Below are 20,343 nucleotides of genomic sequence, written 5' to 3' on the forward strand. Positions count from 1 at the left end.
GTCTCCGCCGCTTCCGCAGCGTCCCAAGCGCCTCAGCAGCGCCGGTGAAGGGGGTTCTAAGTATAACCGCATAAGTCCGCAAGCGGAAAATTCGATAAACTTGCAAAAAACCGCGAGATTTAATTTTATGATTATAAAACAGTTAGTTAACTTACGCCTTCCCAATGAAAATACGCCACAAGCAAGTGAAGCAGCGCTGAATCCGGCGTTTTCAACAGAGTTACCTACAGACTCGGCACCGAGTCAGGCGGAATCGACTGGGCGAAACCGAGTCAGCAGTCCAGAAACTGGAATGCGTAACAGTATCAGGCTGACGATCAGAGACAGGTAGACCAGCGGCTCGATCTGAAATCCCTTGGCAAGCATAACGTAATGCAGCCCACCCAGAATCGCCGCGGGAAAGACAAGCCTCTGCAGGCTGCGCCACCGGGGCCCCAATTTGCGTACCGACAGATTGTTTGACGTCACCGCCAACGGGATCATCAGGACAAACGCTGCCATGCCGACTGTTATATAAGGGCGCTTCACAATATCCGCCCAAATCTGACTGGGCAGCTGCACATCCAGCGCGAGCCACACCAAAAGATGCAGGCTGACATAGGCAAAGGTCAGAACGCCCAGCGCGCGTCGAAACTTTAACAGGTTCAGGCCAAGGAACCGCCGCAGCGGTGATATTGCAAGAACGGCAATCAATAGCTGAAGTGCCAGTTCACCGTATCTGTGTTCCAATGCCTCAATTGGATCCACGCCAAGACCGCCTGTCAGACCCTGATAGAACAGCCAGGGGGCGGGAAGCGCCCCTAACAGGTAGACCAGCCAGACCGGAACACGGCGCAATATCTGATTTAGCCTCTGCATGGCCTTAGTAGAATTCCTTTAGATCCATACCGTCGTAAAGCCCGGCGACCTCTTCTTCATATCCATTGAACATCAGCGTCGGGATTCGTTTGGCAAAAAGACCGCCGCCAATCTGACGTTCCGAGGCCTGTGACCAGCGTGGGTGATCCACGTTCGGGTTCACATTACTGTAGAAACCATACTCGCGCGGAGCGGACATGTTCCAACTGGTGGGCGGCTCGACATCCGTAAGGGTGATGCGAACAATCGACTTGATGGACTTGAAGCCATATTTCCACGGAACGACCAGACGCAGCGGTGCACCATTCTGGTTGGGAATGGGTTTGTCATAGATGCCGGTCGCCATGATGGTCAGCGGGTGCATCGCCTCGTCCAGGCGCAAACCTTCCCGGTAAGGCCATTCGAGGATTGGAAATTGAACGCCCGGCATCTCATCGGGACGGTACGCAGTTTCAAAGGCCACGTATTTGGCGCCTTCCTGCACACCGGCCATATTCAACAGATCGGCCAGTTCAAACCCGTTCCACGGGACCACCATCGACCAGGCCTCAACACACCGGAATCTGTAGATGCGCTCTTCAACCGTCATTTCGGACATGATGTCTTTGAACTCATAGTCACCCGGCTTTTCGACCAAACCGTCAATTGTGACGCTCCAGGGTTCGGTCACCAGAGTATGCGCGTATTTCGCGGGATCGTCCTTGCGCGTCCCGAACTCGTAAAAATTATTGTACGAGGTGATCTCTTCCCAGGTGTTGGGTTCCAGAACTTCCTGCGCCGCCGCCGGTCTGGCCAGTCCCGCCAATCCGACACCCGCAAGGCCAGCCATCACCTGCCGCCGGTTCAAGAACGCCTCCTGTGGCGTGACGTCGGCATGTGTCAGTGTATTGGTCCAGCGATGCGCCATTTAAGTCTCCTTGGTAAGCTAGCCTGAGATTCCAGTTAATCCGCTGATAACACACCGCCAAGGCAACATGCGTCACGATTGGGAGAAGAGACTGTAACGTTTCATGGCAAGTCCGTACCAAACCACCTCGGACATCCCCGGGGCGAATTGCGCCAAAATCGTTAGAACCTGTCACGCCAAGTTTATCGCATCCCGCCCAATTCAGGCGGAACACCGGGCCTTCAATCTTTACAATTGCTTCGCGCAACTTGCAGTCTTCTTGTCAGGATCGGCCGACTGGCCCAAAGATCCGCTGTCCACCCGATTGTCGGGAAAGACTATAGGGAGAAGACGAATGTGTGACATCTGTGTGATGAACGCGGTCAAAGACCGTATGCTTTCTAGAAGAGGGTTCTTCAAAGCTGCCGCTGCCTCTGGTGTGGCTGTTGCCGCAACTGGCACCAGCGCATCGTTCGCCCTTGCCGCTGGTGAGGGTAAGGTCGAGGATATGACCCATACGATCAGTGCCGATTTCCCAACCTATTTTGGCGAACCAGGGTACGCGTCCGAACAGGTTTTCAATTTTGGCGAACACGGCTTTAACCTGCAGCGCCTGACAGTCAATGAACACACAGGCACACATATCGACGCGCCGCTGCACTTTTCAGCGGATGGTGCTTCGGTGGACGAAATCCCCGTGTCCGATCTTGTGGCACCGCTTTGCGTTGTCGACATTGCCGCCCGCGCAGCCGAGGATGTCGATACGCTGCTGACACCAGATGACCTGAAGGCATGGATGTCTGCCAACGGAGACATTCCGGACGGCTCTTGCGTAGCCCTGTATTCCGGGTGGGCCGCTAAAGCCGACAGCGACGAATACCGCGGATTTGACGGTCAGGCACAACATTACCCCGGTTTCCACCCCGAAGCCGCAATGATGCTGATCGAAGAAACCGGGGCGCGCTCGATCGCATCGGACACACTGTCCCTGGACCACGGCATATCGACCGACTTCGCCACCCATTATGCATGGCTGCCCACGGGCCGTTTCGGGATTGAGAACATCGCGGGACTGGATCGCGTACCGGCCGCTGGCGCAACGCTGGTGATCGGTGCACCGAAACATGCCGGTGGCACCGGCGGGCCTGCGCGCATTTTTGCGATGGTTTGACAAAGTGGCCCGCTTGCTTGGCGGGCCTTACCTTCAAAAGACTGGCGACTTTGACCGGGTAATCTGAACTCTGCCAATTGGCAGAGTATTCAGGCTATCTTGTCATACAAACAACCGAGGCGAGCTTTTCATGTTTTATGTTCCGCAAAGTGCCTTTCCTGAACTAAGCCGCACCGCTCTTGGGGTTTGCGCACTTTGCGCTTTGGTCAACCGCAACCCAACATATCGACGCGTATTCTATGACCCATTTGCCGAGCAGCTATTTCGCAACGGTTCTACCGAGGGACCCGAGGTCCTGGACCAAGCTACCGACTGGGATGCCGTACTAAAGTTTGCCGATGACCGTTCAGTGGCGCGCCGTCTGGTCGCGTCGGTCCTGTGGCGCAAGACATTCATGCAAAGCCGCGCGCTTACTGCAATCAAGAATGGTGCACGTCAGATCGTAGTACTTGGCGCAGGTCTTGATACGCTGGGTCTGAGGCTATCCAACAGTCACAGCCACATTCCGGTTTTCGAGGTCGACCGCCCCGAGACTATCGAAGCCAAGCGATCATTGGTCAGTTCAAATTTTGGCGTTCCACCAAACGTTCGATATACGGCGGTTGATTTCTCTCGTGAGACAACGCTCGATAAGTTGCAGTCGCTCGGTTACGACCATGAACTGGGCACGGTCTTTATTGCTGAGGTTTCGTTGGAATATGTAGCACCGCCCGAAGTTGCAGACGTGTACGCGATGATCCGGTCAAATGGCGGCATGGAAACGCGTTTTCTGACGACATACGCGTCAACCGCCGCAGCATCGCAAGCGCAAAAGGAAGTCGACAGTATCGGAAATGCGGTGGCCGGAGTCGGCGAACCCTTTCGTTTCAACATCTCTCCCAGTGAGGTCAGCGACTACGCGTTTGAACAAGGGTTTTCTGTGCTCGAGCACATATTTGGGCGCAGAGGGACCGAAAAATACTTGAGCGGATTAGGGCTGGGTCCAGAGACGATGGATTTCCCTATGGATGCCTTGGACGCCTCTTCTTTCTCACTTGTTCAGCTGCGCCCCACTTGAACAAGTTGCTTTTGAAGTAACTAAAAAAAGAAGGCCCGCCGGTGTGGCGGGCCTTTGTTTGGTTTAATGCACTACGGCATCATCCGGGCGTGGCCGCTCTGACGTACCCAGCCGGTCGCCGATAATCAGACCGTCTGAGCCTGCGGTCACAGGGACGGTTTCACCATCCTTGATCTCACCGGCAAGCAGAGCCTCGGCCAGCGGGTTTTGCAAGGCACGCTGGATAACGCGTTTTAGCGGGCGTGCGCCGAAGACCGGGTCATAGCCTTCATCCGCCAACCACTCTCTGGCCCCATCGTCCAGTGCCAGCTCGATCTTGCGGGCGGACAGACGTTTCTGCAGACGAGCCATCTGGATGTCGACAATACCATCCATATCGGCCCGCTTGAGGCGATCAAAGATGATCGTTTCGTCCAGACGGTTCAGGAACTCAGGCCGGAAATGCGCCCGGACCGCGTCCATCACGTCACGCTTGGCCTGCGCACTGTCGGCACCTTCTGGCAACTGGCTGAGCGCCTGAGACCCAAGGTTCGACGTCAGGATGATCAGCGTCTGCTTGAAATCCACGGTGCGGCCCTGACCGTCGGTCAGCACACCGTCATCGAGAACCTGCAACAGCACGTTGAACACATCCGGGTGCGCCTTTTCGACCTCGTCAAACAGCACCACTTGGTAGGGCCGGCGCCGCACGGCTTCGGTCAGCACGCCGCCTTCGTCATAGCCGACATAACCCGGAGGGGCACCGATCAGACGGGCGACCGCGTGTTTTTCCATGAACTCGGACATATCTATGCGCACCATCGCGTTGTCGTCGTCGAACAGGAAATTCGCCACGGCTTTGGTCAGTTCTGTCTTACCGACACCGGTCGGCCCGAGGAACAGGAACGAACCCAGCGGGCGGCCTTCGTCGTTCAGGCCCGCGCGCGCACGGCGCACGGCGTTGGCGACGGCGGTGACCGCCGCATCCTGACCGATCACGCGGGAATGCAGATCGTCTTCCATCCGCAACAGCTTCTCACGCTCGCCTTCCAGCATTTTCGAGGTCGGGATACCCGTCCAGCGCTCGACCACCGAAGCGATCTGTTCTGGACGCACCGTTTCCTCGGCCATCATGGCGTTGCTTTCGGCGTTTTCAGCCTCGGTCAGCTTTTTCTCAAGCTCGGGGATGACGCCATAGGAGAGCTCCCCCGCTTTGGCGAGGTTGCCTTCCCGCTTGGCGATTTCCAGATCAGCGCGTGCCTTGTCGAGCTGTTCCTTCAGATCGCGCGCACCGGCCAGCTTGTCGCGTTCGGCCTGCCACTGGGCGGTCATCTCGGCGGATTGCTCTTGCAAGTCGGCCAGATCCTTTTGCAAGGTTTCCAGACGATCCTTCGAGGCCGCGTCGTCTTCCAGCTTCAGCGCCTCTTCTTCGATCTGCATTTGCAGGATCTGGCGATCCAGCTGGTCGAGTTCTTCGGGCTTGGAATCCACCTCCATCCGCAGACGCGACGCGGCCTCATCGACAAGGTCGATGGCTTTGTCGGGCAGGAACCGGTCGGTGATATAGCGGTGCGACAGCGTCGCAGCCGACACCAACGCCGAGTCCGAGATGCGCACGCCATGGTGCAGCTCGTACTTTTCCTTGATGCCACGCAGGATGCTGATCGTGTCCTCGACCGTCGGTTCAGCCACGACAACGGGCTGGAACCGGCGCGCAAGGGCCGCGTCTTTTTCGACGTATTTGCGGTACTCATCCAGCGTGGTTGCGCCGATACAGTGCAGTTCCCCCCGCGCCAAAGCAGGCTTGATCAGGTTGGCCGCATCCATCGCGCCGTCGGACTTCCCTGCCCCGACCAGCGTGTGCATCTCATCGATGAACAGGATGATTTCCCCGGCAGCCTCGGTGACTTCGGTCAGAACGGCCTTGAGGCGTTCTTCGAATTCACCGCGGTATTTCGCACCGGCAATCAGCGCGCCCATGTCCAGCGCGAGCAGCTTTTTGTCTTTCAGCGATTCCGGCACATCGCCGTTGATGATGCGCAGGGCCATACCCTCGGCGATTGCGGTTTTACCGACGCCGGGTTCCCCGATCAGAACCGGGTTGTTCTTGGTACGGCGTGACAGAACCTGCATCGAGCGGCGGATTTCTTCATCTCGTCCGATAATCGGGTCGATCTTACCCTCAGCCGCAGCCTCGGTCAGGTCACGCGCGTATTTTTTGAGGGCGTCATAGCCCTCTTCCGCCGACGCGGTGTCAGCGGTACGGCCTTTACGGATGTCATTGATCGCTTCGTTCAGCTTTTGCGCAGATACGGCACCGGCTTCCAAAGCCTCTTTGGCTTTGGATTTCACCATGCACAGCGCCATCAGAACGCGTTCGACCGGTACAAAGCTGTCGCCTGCCTTAGTCGCAATTTTCTCGGCTTCTGCAAAAACCTTGGCGGTCTGGCCATCCATGTAAATCTGGCTCGCATCACCGCTGACTTTTGGAATCTTGGATAGCGCGGCGTCCAGTGCTTCGACCACACGGGTTGGCGCGCCGCCCGCGCGTGTGATCAGGTTGCTGGCCAGCCCCTGATCGTCATCCATCAATGCTTTCAAAAGGTGTTCGGGCATCAATCGTTGGTGCCCCTCACGCAGCGCAATGGTCTGCGCTGCCTGCACGAAGCCCCGTGCCCGCTCGGTGAACTTGTTTAAGTCCATAGTATTCTCCTTTTCCTAAGCGCCCTGAATGTGATGCGCCCGCTTGGCGGCACGCGTCGGTCTGGGCCTCACATTCAATCTGGGAAATATCTTTGCCCGTTCAAGAGGCTGGAGCGCAGATTCAGACTTATCGTCGGGGTACGGTGTAGACAGTGTATCCGCCCGTCTGCGCGACCTCGCGCGCAGGGTACATTTCCACCAAAGATTGTGCGGCGTCGCTGCCCGTCGGGCAGGAAACAAGGTCTGCTGCATCATCCAGAAAATTGACTGTAAAAGACGTCTCGCCGGTCAATTGGCAATCATCGTCGGTCGAACGATACCCCCCCACCAGGCGCAAATTGTCATTTGTCGGGGATTTGATGACCGTATCCGCGGCCTCATTTTCCAATGGCATATCCTGACATCCCATCAGGGCCAGAAGTATCCCAACACTAAATACCTGTTTCATAGTCCCCCCATCGAAAAACTCTTATGAATGATCGGCACCATATCACAGTCCGGCCAAACCTGCGTGATCTCGATCACGCGCGCGCTGCATGGACACGGCCGCCCGAAACCGCTAGGACGCAGACGTTTGCCAAAAAGGAGCCCGCACCATGTCCGATGATCGCCTGATCGTAGCCCTAGATGTTCCCAATGCCCTTCAGGGTCTGGCAATGGCAGAACAGCTGGGCGACAGCGTTTCCTTTTACAAGATCGGGCTGGGGATGCTGACCGGTGGCGGGTTGGCTTTGGCAAATGAATTGAAACAGGACCACGGCAAGCGCATCTTTTTGGACATGAAGCTGTTCGATATCGGCAACACGGTGGAAAACGCCGTTCGCGGGTTGGCGCAGTTCGACCTGGATTTCCTTACGGTACATGGTGACCCGCATGTGGTGCGCGCCGCAAAAGAGGGGGCTGCGGGCAAAGACCTCAAGATTCTGGCAGTGACCATTCTGACGTCGCTCAACCGCGATGATCTGGATGCCAGCCTTTTGAAAGAGGGCGACGTTCAGGACCTTGTCGTCGAACGCGCCGCCAAAGCACTGGAGGCTGGCGCGGACGGCGTTATCGCAAGCCCGCAAGAGGCTGCCTTGATCCGTGCCCTGCCCCAGGCCGAGGGGCGTTTGATTGTAACTCCTGGCGTTCGCCCCACTGGCGCAGCATTGGGAGATCAGAAACGCGTCGCAACCCCTGCCAGCGCGATCGGAGACGGCGCAGATCATATCGTCGTCGGCCGTCCGATCTATCAATCTAAGAACCCAAAGGCGGCGGCCGAGGCGGTTTTGGACGAGTTAAAAACGTTGACACGCCACTGAACCCCTGCCGGAAAGTGAAGTAAAAACGCTTAACTGACGCGGTCAAATGATTGACCTAACGTCACTTTTCCAGCGATCCGCGCCAAATCGTCCCTGTGCCCCAAAACACACATGAAACATGCGAGTTTTCGTTGTGTGACCTCGATCCTATCTAAATCCCGGAATTTGCGCGATTCTAGGGGCGTGATACTCCCCGCGGACCACATCTTCCTGAGGTCCGTCACCTCCCCCCGCCAATTGCGGGGGGTCTTCTTCCAGAAGCATTACTTGTCAAAAACCGGCCTTGCCTCTGCTAGGTAATCGCGCAAGCGGAGTGCGAAATTCGGAACCGCAAGCGCATTCGCAAGGTATGATTCCGGCGACATCAAAAACCAACCCTGCCCTTCATCGCCAAACCTGATCAGATCGACATCGCCGGGTGGTCGGCGCGCTGCAAAGAACCAGTTTTGTCCATACTTGCGTGACCAGGCAAAATCGGCGTCACCAAGATGCAACCCAACTTCTTCCAGTGTTTCACGCTTCACGCATTGCAGCGGTGTCTCTGCCCCTTCGCGCCCGCCACCGGGAAAATCGAAATGGCCCGGGAACGGGATGTCCTTTTTATCGTCCCTTTGAATCACCAAAAGGTCTGATCCAAGAAACAGTGCGACCTTTGCCCCTGTGAACTGCATGAACGCTTTCTCTTTGTTTCCCGAACGGATAAATTTTAGCCAACCCGCCTGATATGACAAAGCGCATAAAACTGAGATGTGAATGTGATGCCCGCTTTATGCCGCGACTGCTATTCGATGCTGGAACAGGAAGCGCGATGCCCCACCTGCGGCAGTCCGCGGATCAAGACTCATCCCGAACTGTTCGACCTGTCCATCGCCCATATGGATTGCGACGCGTTTTATGCCTCGGTTGAAAAGCGGGACAATCCCGAGTTGGCCGATAAGCCGGTGATCATCGGGGGCGGCAAACGTGGCGTTGTGTCAACTGCGTGCTATGTGGCCCGTATTCGTGGGGTCCGCTCTGCGATGCCGATGTTCAAAGCCTTGCAGCTGTGCCCGGATGCCGTTGTCATAAAGCCGCGGATGTCGGTCTACGCCGAGGTGTCACGACAGATCAGGGCCATGATGGACGAAATGACCCCCGTGATCGAACCTCTTTCACTGGACGAAGCTTTCATGGATTTGTCCGGCACGCAGCGCCTGCACGGCGCGCCGCCGGCGATCATGCTGGCGCGTCTGGTGAAACGAATGAAAGACGAACTGGGTGTCACGGGTTCGATCGGTCTGTCGCATAACAAGTTTTTGGCCAAGGTTGCCTCGGATCTGGACAAGCCGCGTGGGTTTTCAGTGATTGGCAAAGCTGAGACCGCCGAGTTTCTATACGACAAACCAGTGCGCCTGATTTGGGGCATCGGCCCGGCGGCACAGGAATCGCTGGATCGCGCTGGTATCCGGTCATTCTCAGACCTGTTGCGCTGGGATCAAGAGGCATTGACTGCGCGGTTCGGCGCAATGGGATATCGGCTATGGCATCTGGCGCGCGGTCAGGACAAACGGCGCGTATCTTCGCATGGGCCAATGAAATCGATCAGCAATGAGACCACGTTTTTTGAGGATACCGCCAGCCTCGACATCCTTGACGGTCACCTGTGGCGCATGTCCGAGAAAGTCGCGGATCGCGCCAAAGCCAAAGGGCTGGCTGGTCGGGTTGTGACGCTGAAGCTCAAGCAATCAAACCACAAGATCATCACTAGGCGTGTCTCTTTGCGGGACGCCACACAGATCGCAGATCGAATCTACCGTACTGTGCGGGGGCTGTTCGATCAGGTCGGCGACAAAGGACCATACCGCCTTTTGGGGTGCGGGATATCCGATCTTTGCCCCGAAGATCAGGCAGATATCTCTGGCGATCTGCTGGACCCCGGCGCGGCAAAGCGGTCACAAGCCGAACGCGCTACGGATGAAATCCGGCGCAGGTTTGGGACCGACGCGATTGTCAAAGGCCGGGCTCTGCGCTGAGTTTACTCGGCAGCCAGACGCAATGAATCACGGCCAATGTCCGAAATTTCCTGAATGACTTGCCGCAATAGGTCCTGAAATGCCTTAAAATTCTCACTCGGCGCTATTTTGACCTCGTCCATATAGAGAGAGCGGTCAATTTCAATCTGGATCGCGTGTTGATTGCGTCCGGGTCGACCGTAGGTCTGCGTCACGTATGCGCCAGCGAAGGGCGCATTGCGCGCGACAACCAGACCCGCCGAGGCAAAGGCGGATTCGATCCGATCCACAATCCCGGCCGAAGCCGAAGCGCCAAATCTGTCACCCAGCACGATCTGCGGACGCTGGGACTTGGACGTGCTGGCCATCGAAACCGCTTCGTGGGGCATCGAGTGGCAGTCAATCAGAATCGCCTGACCAAATGCGCTATGCGATTCGGCCAGTAGAGACTTGAGGCGCGCATGATAAGGTCGCCAGCATGTGTCGATGCGCAGGCGCGCCTCGTCCATCGTCAGTTTTCCACGGTAGATTGCGCGCCCATTGGCAACGACCCTGGGAATCACGCCCAGGCCCGAGGCGACGCGTGGGTTGTGCCCGTGACGGCGCGCGCCCTGAATTAAGGCCGGGTCCAGCTCTTCTGCACTGCGGTTAAGGTCCAGATAAGCCCGTGGCTTTGTCGCCGATATCAGGGGCGCGCCATACTCATTCGCTGCGGAAAACAACTGATCCACGAAAGCATCTTCGGATGACCGAATCACATTTTGGCTTAGCACCGTGCGTTTCAGCATCCCTTCTGGGTAGTTCCGGCCACTGTGCGGAGAAGAAAATACAACGCAAGACGTGCGCTTGGCGGGCATATCCAATACGTAAGCAGCGTTCTTCATGGTGACTCCTTGTTCGCATTGAACATAGACCGGAAAATAGTTCTACCAAACCCCTTGAACCCCTTTGCGACTCCTTTTATAGACCCCGCTACCGGCGCGGGGTTCCGCGCCCCATTTCGTTATGGGGCAGGACAACGCAAAGGTTACGTGGGCGGTTAGCTCAGCGGTAGAGCACTTCGTTGACATCGAAGGGGTCACAAGTTCGATCCTTGTACCGCCCACCATCGTTTCACTGTTCCGGGTTTCCGGGGCACCCGCTAACCCAGGCGCTGGCCACGTCCTTGATGAAGGCGCCGCAGATTGGAGACAGACCCATGAAGGTCAAGAACTCGCTCCGCTCGCTCAAGAACCGGCACCGTGATTGCCGTGTTGTGCGTCGCAAAGGCCGCGTCTACGTGATCAACAAGACGCAGCGCAAGTTCAAAGCTCGCCAGGGCTAAGAACTGCACATACCGTTAAAGAAAAACCGCGCTTCTCAGCGCGGTTTTTTTGTTCGAACGATTGATGCGCAAAAAAGACCGGAACGGTCAAAGGCAAACGCGTAAATCAGTGGGCGAACAGTTGGTCGGGTTCATTATCCGGGTCCGCCACAGGATCAAGAACAAGCACCAGCCGTGTTTCACCCGTTCCCTCGATTGGTGGCGAACGATGCAGAAGCCCGGACTTCGGACTTTCCGGCCAGAGCGTTCCGCGCAACAGTATCGGCGCACCTGTTGGTACGGTGAAAACACGTTTCGGCTCGTTACCATCGTTCGAGACACCGTATTGCGTTCCAGTCCCTCGATAGGTGCAGACCAAACGCGACGTGACTGCGTCGATGTGAAACCTGCGGCAGGCATTTGTGGTAACCACATCCAAGCGCAGCCGAAGCCATTTTGATTCCATAAGACCAGCAAACAAGGTTGCCATCGCGGCAACATCATCCACCAATAGATCACGTTCCGGACCTTCGGGCGTACCATGCGCGTCGCTCAGCTCAACCATCGCGCTGCGCACTGTCTCGGGGCGCAGGATCATGCGCGCTTTGGGCAGGCGTGCGGGATCCAACCCGTTGATCCAGCTCTGAAAGCCGGGCAAGGGGTCGCGCCGCCAAATCGCTGCGGCGCAACCGGGGTTGTGAATGACCGACAAGTCCCCGGGCGTTTCTGCTATGCCGACACCTATTGCGGCATCTTTGACGACTTCACGCACCAAATTCATGCTGCAGCCTCTGCCCGACGCCAAACCGGGAATGGGTCGGGCAGATCGGGAAGATCTTCTAGGCGTCCCGCGGCTGCTGCCGGAACCAACGCCGAATCCAGCCGGGCTTTGAGCACGGGCCAATCTATTCCGCTGCCGATGAAAACGATCTCTTGCCGCCGGTCGCCCCAGGGCTCTTGCCAATGCGCTTGCATATAGGCCCGCGCGCTTTCGTGATCTGGTCTGCGTTCTTCGGGTACTGTCGCCCACCAGGTGCCCAGTGGCTGCACCGAGGACAGCGCACCGGCCAATGAGAATTCGGCAACCCAATCTGGGCGCGTCGCGATCCAGAAATGCCCCTTTGCACGGATGACGCCCGGCAGATCGCCATTCAGGATCGTCAGAATCTTCTCTGGCACAAAGGGTTGTCGCGCGCGGTATACATAGCTGGTGACGCCATACTCTTCAGTTTCGGGTACATGATCCGCGAAACCATACAGTTCTTTGGCCCACATCGGATGTTCATGCGCCTTTTCGAAATCGAACAGGCCGGTATCCAGGATTTCATCGGCTGACACGTCCGAGTGGTTCGTTTCGATAATCCTTGCGTCAGCGTTCAAGCTTCGAATGATTTTCCGCGCGGCGTCTACTCTTTCTGCTCCGGCATCGGCGATCTTGTTGAGAATAACCACGTCAGCAAATTCGATCTGATCGGTCAGCAGATGGACCAGCGTGCGTTCATCCTCTTCACCGAGCGTTTCGCCGCGATCGGCCAGAAAATCGTGGCTAGAGAAGTCTTCCAACAGGTTAACCGCATCGACCACCGTGACCATTGTGTCCAAGCGCGAGACATCCGACAGGCTTACGCCGGCCTCATCCCGGAAATCAAACGTCGCGGCGACAGGCAATGGCTCAGAAATCCCGGTGGATTCGATCAGCAGATAGTCAAAGCGACCTTCGCCAGCCAATCGCCGAACTTCGTCCAACAGATCGTCGCGAAGGGTACAGCAGATGCAGCCATTTGACATCTCAACCAGCGTCTCATCCGTGCGGGACAGTTCAGTGTCGGCACGCACCAAGTCAGCGTCAATGTTCACTTCGGACATATCGTTGACGATCACGGCAACGCGACGACCGTCCCGGTTGTTCAGAACGCGGTTCAACAATGTCGTTTTGCCTGCGCCAAGAAATCCGGACAGAACAGTTACGGGAAGGCGGGTGTCGGTCATTGGGTGTCTACCTATTTGAAGGACTCAGGCGAAAAGGCGCATCGGTTTTGGCGAAACACCTCTGATACGGCGCACAGTTTATCGTTATGTTATTACATTAAGTCAAGTAGGCATTCGTTGCACATCAAGGCTGTCTTGAAACTAGAAAAGAGGGCAGCGACCATTTGCCCAAGTAATTCCGTCGGAATTTCTTGAAACTCCCTCAGAATCGTTTAATTGACAAATTCAGTCGGATTACGACCCGCCACAACTTTTAATGTTGGGAGATATGATGCTCAAATCCTCTACCTGTGTCGCCGCCGCCCTGACGGCCCTGATCGCCACTTCTGCTGCCGCCGAGGGTGAGCTGAACCTTTATTCCTCGCGCCACTATGACACCGATGAAAAATTGTACGGTGATTTCGAAGAGGCGACCGGCATCACCATCAACCGCATCGAAGGCAAGGCCGACGAGCTGATCGCACGGATGGAAGCCGAAGGTGCGAACTCGCCCGCCGATATTCTGCTGACTGTCGACACTTCGCGCCTGTCCCGGGCCAAGAATGCAGGAATTCTACAACCGATCGAAAGTGCTGTTCTGGAAGAGCGCATCCCGAACAACCTTCAGGACAGCGACAACGAATGGTTCGGCTTTTCGCAGCGTGGCCGCATCATCTTCTTTGACAAGGAGAACGTCGCCAACCCGCCGGCAACATATGCCGATCTTGCCAAGCCCGAATACAAAGGGCAAATCTGCATTCGGTCCTCCGCCAACACCTATAACCAGACCCTTCTTGCGTCGATTATCACCCATGAAGGCCCTGAGGCAGCAAAGGCCTGGGCCGAAGGTATCGTGGCCAACATGGCCCGTGCACCGCAGGGCGGCGACACCGACCAGTTGCGGGGTATCGTCTCGGGTGAATGCGATATCGCGGTCTCAAACACCTACTACTTTGCCCGCGCAATACGTAAGGACGTCAAAGGGGTGTCTGAAAACATCGACGCGATCGGTTGGGTTTTCCCGAACCAGGACAGCTATGGCGCGCATATGAACCTGTCAGGTGCCGGTGTCGCGGCCAACGCTCCAAACAAAGAGAACGCTATTCTCTTTCTAGAATATCTGGCAAGCGACAGCGCCCAGCAGTATTTCTCGTCCGGGAATGACGAATTCCCCGCGGTTGAAGGCGCCGCACTTGCGGACTCTGTGAAGTCGCTGGGTGAGTTCAAAGCGGATGAGGTCGTACTGTCCGACGTCGCCGAAAACCTGCCCGAAGCACAAAAAATCTTCAACGAAGTCGGCTGGAAGTAATCCTAGCGAAACCAGAGCAGTATGAAGGGCGCAGTGTTTTTGCGCCCTTTTCATATGGCCCCGAGATCAGAACCGTACCCCAAACCCGACCGAAAACCCCGAAAACGAGTCCGCAACAACACCGTTCAGCATGACGCGCGCGCCCTCGACCGCAGGTAACCCGATCTTTGTGGTATCGACCTCAATTCCGAAACCAAGTGTGGCCAGCCAACTCGTCTCCAAAACCGCCGCGCTGTCGCCGTGGTAGAGCACAACCCCCCCGTCCAGAACCAGCTTTGACGGGCGACCCAGCAGCTTGACGTTTTCAAGCGGATAGCGATAGCGCGAGAACAAGGTCGTCTGGTTCGAGTTCGCGCGTGCATCTCCTGCTTGTGGTTCATTTATCGGATGGAACTCCAGAAAAGTCTGGCGCAGCCTGTATTCGGCCTCCCAACGGCCGAATTGCGCCTCGCGAAAGAGGCTCAAGGAGGCCCCGAAACCATAGGCGTTCAGGTTGCCGTCCACCGCGCCAGCCCCGTTCGAGCGGGACGGAAACAGCGGAAAATTGGAAAACACCGCGTCCGTGGTGACGTGACCAAGGGAAAGATGCGCGGTTGGTCGGAGATACCAATCTTTGTTAATCGGAATCTCCCACCCGACACCAAGGGTCGCGGCGATGCTTGACCATTTTACATCCAACTCGGTATCAGTTCCGATCTCGGGGAAAATCACCACTGGGTTGTAGCTCTGGTAGGCAAGCTGACCTTCCAGATACAGGCCATTTTCCAACGGCTTGAACCCACCGCGCAGCTGCGTGGATCGCAAGTTTCTCGCGTCTCCGGATGCGCTTAGAAAAGATAGAGATGAAAGTGTTTCGTTCGGCGTGGCCGCGACGCTCAGCACCGCAAGAGCGGCCCGGGCGGCGGCTTCAGATGCGTCTGGATCAAGGTTTTGCGCATTGGCTTGCGGGGCGAAAATCCAGATCAAAAACGATGTGTACGCAACAAGTCTTTTCAATCGCAGGTTCGCCTGTCGGTTTTTTTGACTGCCAAGCGCGTCTTTGTTGACGTGCTTGGCGTTTAACTGATCGTAGCCCAGTCTTTGTTTACGAAAAACCAAAACCACAATTTCTCAGTCACGAAATCTGAAGACTTGTATTTTGGAAACACTCGTTTGCGACGGCCTTTTCAGCAACCATCCGGAATGTGATTTGGTTTTTATCTCCGAAACGGGTTCAATCGCATCAGGAGGTTTGCCATGAAAAACCCGGATAGCTTTGAAAAATTCTACTTTGCCAAAGTTGGCATGGGCGAAGCCTGCGGGTGTGCCGAACGGATCATTGATGTGTTCGAATTCAACCGGCGAGGCGGCGCGCAGTCAAAAAACGCATTAAAGACGGAGAAACGCAAACGTCGTTCATTCCGATCTTGGGCAATGAAATACGGGCTGCTAAGCCGCAAACCCCGGACCTGAGGTTTCTCTAACCACACCCTGCGCTGGCCTCCTGAGGCTTCGCTGAAACAACACAGGCTGTGTGAAACGATCCGGCAAATCCGGAAACAAACTTGCAATCGCCCCCCTGAGCGTAGTCACCTGAGACAGAACGGGGAGGAAATCGATGAAGCCATGGACTGTCGTGGTTTGTCTGTGCTGTGCGCTGGCGCTTGCTGCCTGCGCCCCTAAAACACGCAGCTACGAACGGACCGCTTCTTCGTCATTTGCCGCCCCGACGAACAGTTCCCTGTCGCGCGCGGCCAATCGGCTGGGCGATCCAAAGGACGGTCGGTCCGGGGTAAAGCTGATCAGTGATGGAGAACAAGCACTGGTTTCCAGGCTTCTGCTGGCGACTGCAGCCGAGCATACAATCGACGCGCAATATTACCTTTTGCACAACGACCCCACGGGCCATATTTTTGCGGCCAGCCTGTTACAGGCGGCAGACAGGGGCGTGCGCGTCCGGCTGCTTTTGGATGACATGGACACGTCCAGCTATGACGCAATGACCGCTGCGCTGGACTACCACGAGAATATCGAGATCCGCTTGTTCAATCCCTTTTGGCGGGATCAAAGCCTGCTGATTGCTGGACTGACAGACTTCAAGCGCATCAATCGCCGGATGCATAACAAGTCCATGACCGCAGACAACACCTTCACGATTGTCGGGGGCCGCAACATCGGCGCCGAGTATTTCCTGGCCCGCGAAGATATGAACTATGCCGACCTGGACGTGTTAGCGGCAGGCCCGGTCGTAAATGAGGTTTCCCAGAGCTTCGACGCCTATTGGAACAGCGAATTCGCCGTTCCTGCCCGCGCGGTTGTTGGACAGCCGGACACGTTTGATCTGAACGATGCACGGACAAGGCTGAGTGAGCTGGTAGAAGAGGCAAAAAAGACTCAGTACGGGGCGGCGCTCAGGAAATCTGCGAAAGAGAATTTTGCCGACGGTGCGCTGAGGCTGAATTGGGTTCCCGCACGGCTATACGCAGACCCGCCCTCAAAAGCTGCTGGCGATGATACGTCAGGCCCTATTCTTGCGTCTCAGTTGCTGCCGTATTTTGAGAACGCCAACACCGAGGTAAATATCGTTTCAGCCTATTTCGTGCCGCGCAACAATGGCGTCCGTTGGATGACAGAATTGGAAAATCGCGGTGTAGACGTCAAGGTCGTGACCAACTCGCTCGGTTCAAATGACGTGGTGCCAGTTTACGCACATTATGCCAAGAAACGCAGGGCACTGCTGCGTGGTGGGGTCGAACTTTATGAATTGCGACCAGACGCATATCAGGTTCAGCGTCGCGGAATAAATTGGGCACAATCCCGGTCCGGCCTGCATTCCAAAGCTTTTGCCATTGATGATCGGTATCTCTTTGTAGGCTCTTTCAATTGGGATCCACGTTCCGTGAATATCAATACCGAAATGGGCATTCTGATCGACTCGCCCGCGTTGGCTATTCAAACGATGGGCGCATTGGACGAAGCCCTGCCTGCCTACACATACCAGGTGACGTTGGAACGTGCCGGCCAGCTTAAATGGAAAACGCGAGGCGCGGACGGGGAAGTTCTGGAGTACGGATCCGAACCCACAGGATCGGTCTGGGATCACATCGTCTCTGGGTTCTTCGGGATTTTGCCTATCGGTTCGCAGCTTTAAGATCACAGGCGGGATCAATGCGATCCATCATTCTTGATTTGACCGCACCAAATAGCGGAAAGGAATTTCACTGTGAAGTATTACAAACTCTACACGGATGCCGCCGGCGAAAGCCATTGGGATGACATTGAAATCAAAGTCGAAGAGCGGAGTTTCGCCCCACCTGCGCAAGCCATTGAGGTATCCCAGCCAGAGCCGGTCAAGCAAACCCTGTTTCTGCGGCTTCGATCCGGTTGGAATGAACCGGTCCATCCGACCCCGGTGGTGCAAAGACTGGTGTGCCTCGCAGGCGCAATTCGCGTCACCGCGAGTGATGGAGACTTCCGCGATATCGGTCCCGGCGATGTGTGGGACATGCAAGACAAAATCGGAAAAGGCCACCACACCAGGGTCACAAGCGATCAGGACTTTGAGGCCGTAATCATTCAGTTCGAGTAACTTCGGTGATCCGGCGCGGTTTCAGGGTATACTGACCAAAAGGTTTCGCGCTGGCACCTGACCCGGCGCAAAGGGGAGGGTCATGGAACAACGCCTCTCGGCTATTATGGCGGCCGACATGGTCGGATACTCGCGCTTGATGGAAGCGGACGAGTTGGGAGTGTTGGCGCGCCAAAAGAAGTACAGGCGCGAGTTGATTGATCCAGAGATTTCGCGTCGACGTGGAAGCATCGTCAAGACCACAGGCGATGGAATGCTGGCAACGTTTGAGTCCGTACAGGACGCAGTGCAATGCGCCGTCAAAATCCAGAAAGTGATGAACCTGAACGAAGCCGAATTGGATGACGACCAGAGAATTCGGTTTCGGGTCGGCATCAACCTTGGGGATGTGATCTTTGATGAAGGCGACATATTCGGCGACGGCGTAAACGTCGCGGCACGGTTGGAAGGCCTGGCTGAACCCGGGGGCGTTTGCGTTTCAGACATCGTACATCAGGCCATTCAGGACAGAGTGGATACGCCATTCCGGGATATGGGCGGGCAAAGGGTAAAGAACATCTCTCGCCCTATTCGTGTTTGGCAGTGGTCGCCAAAAGCGGCACCAGTGCGAATAGCGCCGGAAGTTTCACTCCAGCAACGTGTGAAATTCTGCAAATCGGCGGATGGGACCAACCTTGCCTGGGCGTCTACAGGCAACGGCACGCCAGTGCTGAAGGCTCCAAACTGGCTCAATCACATTGAGTACGAATGGACCAGCCCGGTCTGGGGCGACTTCCTGTCCGAGATGTCCAAGCTTTGTCGGCTGGTTCGATTTGATCAGCGCGGCAACGGTCTTTCTGACTGGGATGTCGATGACATTTCCGAAGATCGCATGATTGATGACATGGTTGCAGTCGCCGATGCTGCCGGACTGGATTGTTTTGGCCTGTTTGGCGTCAGTCAGGGGGCCGCATTTTCGATCAGATTTGCCGCAAGACACCCCGATCGTGTGAAGTTTCTGGTTTTGCTGGGTGGCTATGTCCGCGGTCGCATGATGCGAGGCGACGCCGAGGCCGAACAATTCTACACAGCATCACGTGCCATGGTTTCGGCCGGTTGGGGATCACCAAACCCTGTGTATCGCCATTTCTTCACATCCAGCTACATGCCTGATGCGACGCCGGAAGAAGGCGCCAGCTTTGACGAAATGCAGCGTATTTCAGCGAGTTCGGAAACGGCGTTGCGGATTATGGAAATGAATGCCTACGTAGATGCGCGGGCTGATGCGCAGCGCCTGACCGTTCCTACTTTGGTGCTGCACGCCAAGGGCGATATGGCTGCACCGGTAAGCGAAGGACGCGAAACGGCGCGGGAAATCCCAACTTCTGAATTCGTAGAACTGCCCGGTGCAAACCACTGCATGATACGTGGCCATCCTGGTTTCGACGAGTTCTTTCAGGAAATCGGGCCATTTCTAAATGAACAATCTGAATACTAAACACTCGGACCAAATACTAAAACACAGATACGTGACTTCAGGCATTTGTTGATCCGGTACTGCACTGGGGCACGCCACGCCGCACAGTCACGACCCTGATCCATCGCCTAAGAAGCCAAATATCCTTGAAGCAACTTGGGTCTTGACTTTAAAACTATCGTGTCTGATATTTCTGTCATGACAGAAATTAATGACATAGCGAAATCAAATGCTGCAAGCCAGTTCATTCTTTACTGGGGCGACATGGGCAATCAATGGGGTGTCAATCGCTCAGTCGCGCAGATTCACGCGCTGCTTTACCTCAGCTCCAAACCCCTAAACGCCGAACAGATCGCCGAGTCTTTGGGCATCGCGCGATCCAATGTGTCCAATTCGCTCAAAGAACTGGTGAGCTGGCGGCTCATTCGCCGTGTTCCTGTGCCCGGGGATCGGCGCGAGCATTATGAGGCCGAAGTGGATGTCTGGGAAATGGGGATCCGCATTGCTCAGGGCCGTAAGGAACGCGAGATTGACCCGGCGACACAAGCCCTGCGTGCCTGCGTAGCCCAAGCTGAAACCGAAAGCGAACTGGACCCAACTGCGCTGCGGCGGATGCAGGACATGCAAGAGTTTCTGGCAACAGCCGACACGTGGTTCCGCGATATGCTTACAGTGCCTCGTCCAAAGCTGAAGATGTTGATGAAAATGGGAACCAAAGTTGTGTCTCTTCTCAGCTTCGCCGGAGGCAAAAAAAGCAGCTAAAAAAATTTAACCATTCATTTCTCTCATGACG

20 protein-coding genes and 1 tRNA gene are annotated in these 20,343 nt (G+C 56.0%); 12 read left to right on the forward strand and 9 right to left on the reverse strand.

Annotated elements, in window-relative coordinates:
- Positions 1-243: 243 nt before the first annotated feature.
- The gene (gene msrQ, locus ACR0AK_RS13255; protein ID WP_480793671.1) at positions 244-858 is read right to left on the reverse strand and encodes a protein-methionine-sulfoxide reductase heme-binding subunit MsrQ; all 615 of its coding nucleotides are present in this window, start codon (positions 856-858) and stop codon (positions 244-246) included.
- 4 nt (positions 859-862) lie between these two features.
- Entirely contained in the window at positions 863-1,765 is a 903-nt protein-coding gene (gene msrP / locus ACR0AK_RS13260) for a protein-methionine-sulfoxide reductase catalytic subunit MsrP (RefSeq protein ID WP_480793672.1), read from the reverse strand.
- 334 nt (positions 1,766-2,099) lie between these two features.
- Between msrP and ACR0AK_RS13265 the strand changes: the two genes are divergently transcribed.
- A complete protein-coding gene (locus tag ACR0AK_RS13265; protein ID WP_170564839.1) occupies positions 2,100-2,915 on the forward strand; it encodes a cyclase family protein in 816 nt (271 codons plus the stop codon).
- A 130-nt stretch (positions 2,916-3,045) separates the two neighbouring features.
- Positions 3,046-3,972, forward strand: coding sequence for a class I SAM-dependent methyltransferase (locus tag ACR0AK_RS13270; RefSeq protein ID WP_480793673.1), 927 nt, complete (start codon positions 3,046-3,048; stop codon positions 3,970-3,972).
- A 63-nt stretch (positions 3,973-4,035) separates the two neighbouring features.
- Here ACR0AK_RS13270 and clpB read toward each other — a convergent pair whose 3' ends face one another.
- Together clpB and ACR0AK_RS13280 are read right to left on the reverse strand one after the other, a co-directional pair.
- The gene (gene clpB, locus ACR0AK_RS13275; protein WP_480793674.1) at positions 4,036-6,654 is read right to left on the reverse strand and encodes an ATP-dependent chaperone ClpB; all 2,619 of its coding nucleotides are present in this window, start codon (positions 6,652-6,654) and stop codon (positions 4,036-4,038) included.
- 127 nt (positions 6,655-6,781) lie between these two features.
- Positions 6,782-7,102, reverse strand: coding sequence for a hypothetical protein (locus tag ACR0AK_RS13280; RefSeq protein WP_170564848.1), 321 nt, complete (start codon positions 7,100-7,102; stop codon positions 6,782-6,784).
- 148 nt (positions 7,103-7,250) lie between these two features.
- Between ACR0AK_RS13280 and pyrF the strand changes: the two genes are divergently transcribed.
- Positions 7,251-7,955 carry an orotidine-5'-phosphate decarboxylase gene (gene pyrF, locus ACR0AK_RS13285; RefSeq protein WP_170564851.1) on the forward strand — a complete coding sequence of 235 codons (705 nt, stop codon included), beginning with the start codon at positions 7,251-7,253 and terminating at the stop codon, positions 7,953-7,955.
- A 263-nt stretch (positions 7,956-8,218) separates the two neighbouring features.
- Here the strand turns inward: pyrF and ACR0AK_RS13290 are convergent, their stop codons facing one another.
- A complete protein-coding gene (locus tag ACR0AK_RS13290; protein WP_480793675.1) occupies positions 8,219-8,626 on the reverse strand; it encodes an NUDIX domain-containing protein in 408 nt (135 codons plus the stop codon).
- 87 nt (positions 8,627-8,713) lie between these two features.
- Here ACR0AK_RS13290 and ACR0AK_RS13295 point away from each other — a divergent pair, with 87 nt between their 5' ends.
- Positions 8,714-9,967, forward strand: coding sequence for a DNA polymerase IV (locus tag ACR0AK_RS13295; protein WP_480793676.1), 1,254 nt, complete (start codon positions 8,714-8,716; stop codon positions 9,965-9,967).
- A 2-nt stretch (positions 9,968-9,969) separates the two neighbouring features.
- Here ACR0AK_RS13295 and ACR0AK_RS13300 read toward each other — a convergent pair whose 3' ends face one another.
- The gene (locus ACR0AK_RS13300; protein ID WP_170564860.1) at positions 9,970-10,830 is read right to left on the reverse strand and encodes an N-formylglutamate amidohydrolase; all 861 of its coding nucleotides are present in this window, start codon (positions 10,828-10,830) and stop codon (positions 9,970-9,972) included.
- Between the two features lie 149 nt (positions 10,831-10,979).
- On the opposite strand from ACR0AK_RS13300, the gene ACR0AK_RS13305 reads away from it, so the two are divergent.
- Together ACR0AK_RS13305 and ykgO are read left to right on the forward strand one after the other, a co-directional pair.
- Positions 10,980-11,054: transfer RNA gene (locus ACR0AK_RS13305), tRNA-Val, on the forward strand.
- Positions 11,055-11,144: 90 nt separating this feature from the next.
- Positions 11,145-11,270 (forward strand): type B 50S ribosomal protein L36, encoded by a 126-nt coding sequence (ykgO, locus tag ACR0AK_RS13310; protein ID WP_005648635.1) that lies wholly within the window; start codon positions 11,145-11,147, stop codon positions 11,268-11,270.
- A gap of 106 nt (positions 11,271-11,376) precedes the next feature.
- On the opposite strand, the gene ACR0AK_RS13315 is transcribed toward ykgO, so the two are convergent.
- Both ACR0AK_RS13315 and ACR0AK_RS13320 read right to left on the reverse strand, forming a co-directional pair.
- Positions 11,377-12,030: a DUF1826 domain-containing protein gene (locus ACR0AK_RS13315; protein ID WP_480793677.1), complete on the reverse strand. Its 654-nt coding sequence runs from the start codon at positions 12,028-12,030 to the stop codon at positions 11,377-11,379.
- Positions 12,027-13,238: a GTP-binding protein gene (locus ACR0AK_RS13320; RefSeq protein ID WP_480793678.1), complete on the reverse strand. Its 1,212-nt coding sequence runs from the start codon at positions 13,236-13,238 to the stop codon at positions 12,027-12,029. The genes ACR0AK_RS13315 and ACR0AK_RS13320 overlap by 4 nt, the downstream gene beginning before the upstream one ends.
- Positions 13,239-13,509: 271 nt before the next feature.
- Here ACR0AK_RS13320 and ACR0AK_RS13325 point away from each other — a divergent pair, with 271 nt between their 5' ends.
- A complete protein-coding gene (locus ACR0AK_RS13325) occupies positions 13,510-14,526 on the forward strand; it encodes a Fe(3+) ABC transporter substrate-binding protein (RefSeq protein ID WP_170564870.1) in 1,017 nt (338 codons plus the stop codon).
- Positions 14,527-14,592: 66 nt separating this feature from the next.
- Here ACR0AK_RS13325 and ACR0AK_RS13330 read toward each other — a convergent pair whose 3' ends face one another.
- A complete protein-coding gene (locus ACR0AK_RS13330; RefSeq protein ID WP_480793679.1) occupies positions 14,593-15,492 on the reverse strand; it encodes an autotransporter domain-containing protein in 900 nt (299 codons plus the stop codon).
- Positions 15,493-15,762: 270 nt separating this feature from the next.
- On the opposite strand from ACR0AK_RS13330, the gene ACR0AK_RS13335 reads away from it, so the two are divergent.
- The 5 genes from ACR0AK_RS13335 to ACR0AK_RS13355 all read left to right on the forward strand — a co-directional run bounded on the left by ACR0AK_RS13335 (position 15,763) and on the right by ACR0AK_RS13355 (position 20,312).
- Positions 15,763-15,978: a hypothetical protein gene (locus tag ACR0AK_RS13335; protein ID WP_170564876.1), complete on the forward strand. Its 216-nt coding sequence runs from the start codon at positions 15,763-15,765 to the stop codon at positions 15,976-15,978.
- Between the two features lie 145 nt (positions 15,979-16,123).
- Positions 16,124-17,656, forward strand: coding sequence for a phospholipase D family protein (locus ACR0AK_RS13340; RefSeq protein WP_170564878.1), 1,533 nt, complete (start codon positions 16,124-16,126; stop codon positions 17,654-17,656).
- A 72-nt stretch (positions 17,657-17,728) separates the two neighbouring features.
- Positions 17,729-18,094, forward strand: a complete 366-nt coding sequence (locus ACR0AK_RS13345; protein WP_170564881.1) for a cupin domain-containing protein — start codon at positions 17,729-17,731, stop codon at positions 18,092-18,094.
- An 82-nt stretch (positions 18,095-18,176) separates the two neighbouring features.
- Positions 18,177-19,571: an alpha/beta fold hydrolase gene (locus ACR0AK_RS13350; protein ID WP_170564884.1), complete on the forward strand. Its 1,395-nt coding sequence runs from the start codon at positions 18,177-18,179 to the stop codon at positions 19,569-19,571.
- 177 nt (positions 19,572-19,748) lie between these two features.
- The gene (locus tag ACR0AK_RS13355; RefSeq protein ID WP_480793680.1) at positions 19,749-20,312 is read left to right on the forward strand and encodes a GbsR/MarR family transcriptional regulator; all 564 of its coding nucleotides are present in this window, start codon (positions 19,749-19,751) and stop codon (positions 20,310-20,312) included.
- Positions 20,313-20,343: the final 31 nt, after the last annotated feature.

It is taken from the genome of Ruegeria sp. BI12 (genome assembly GCF_056537985.1).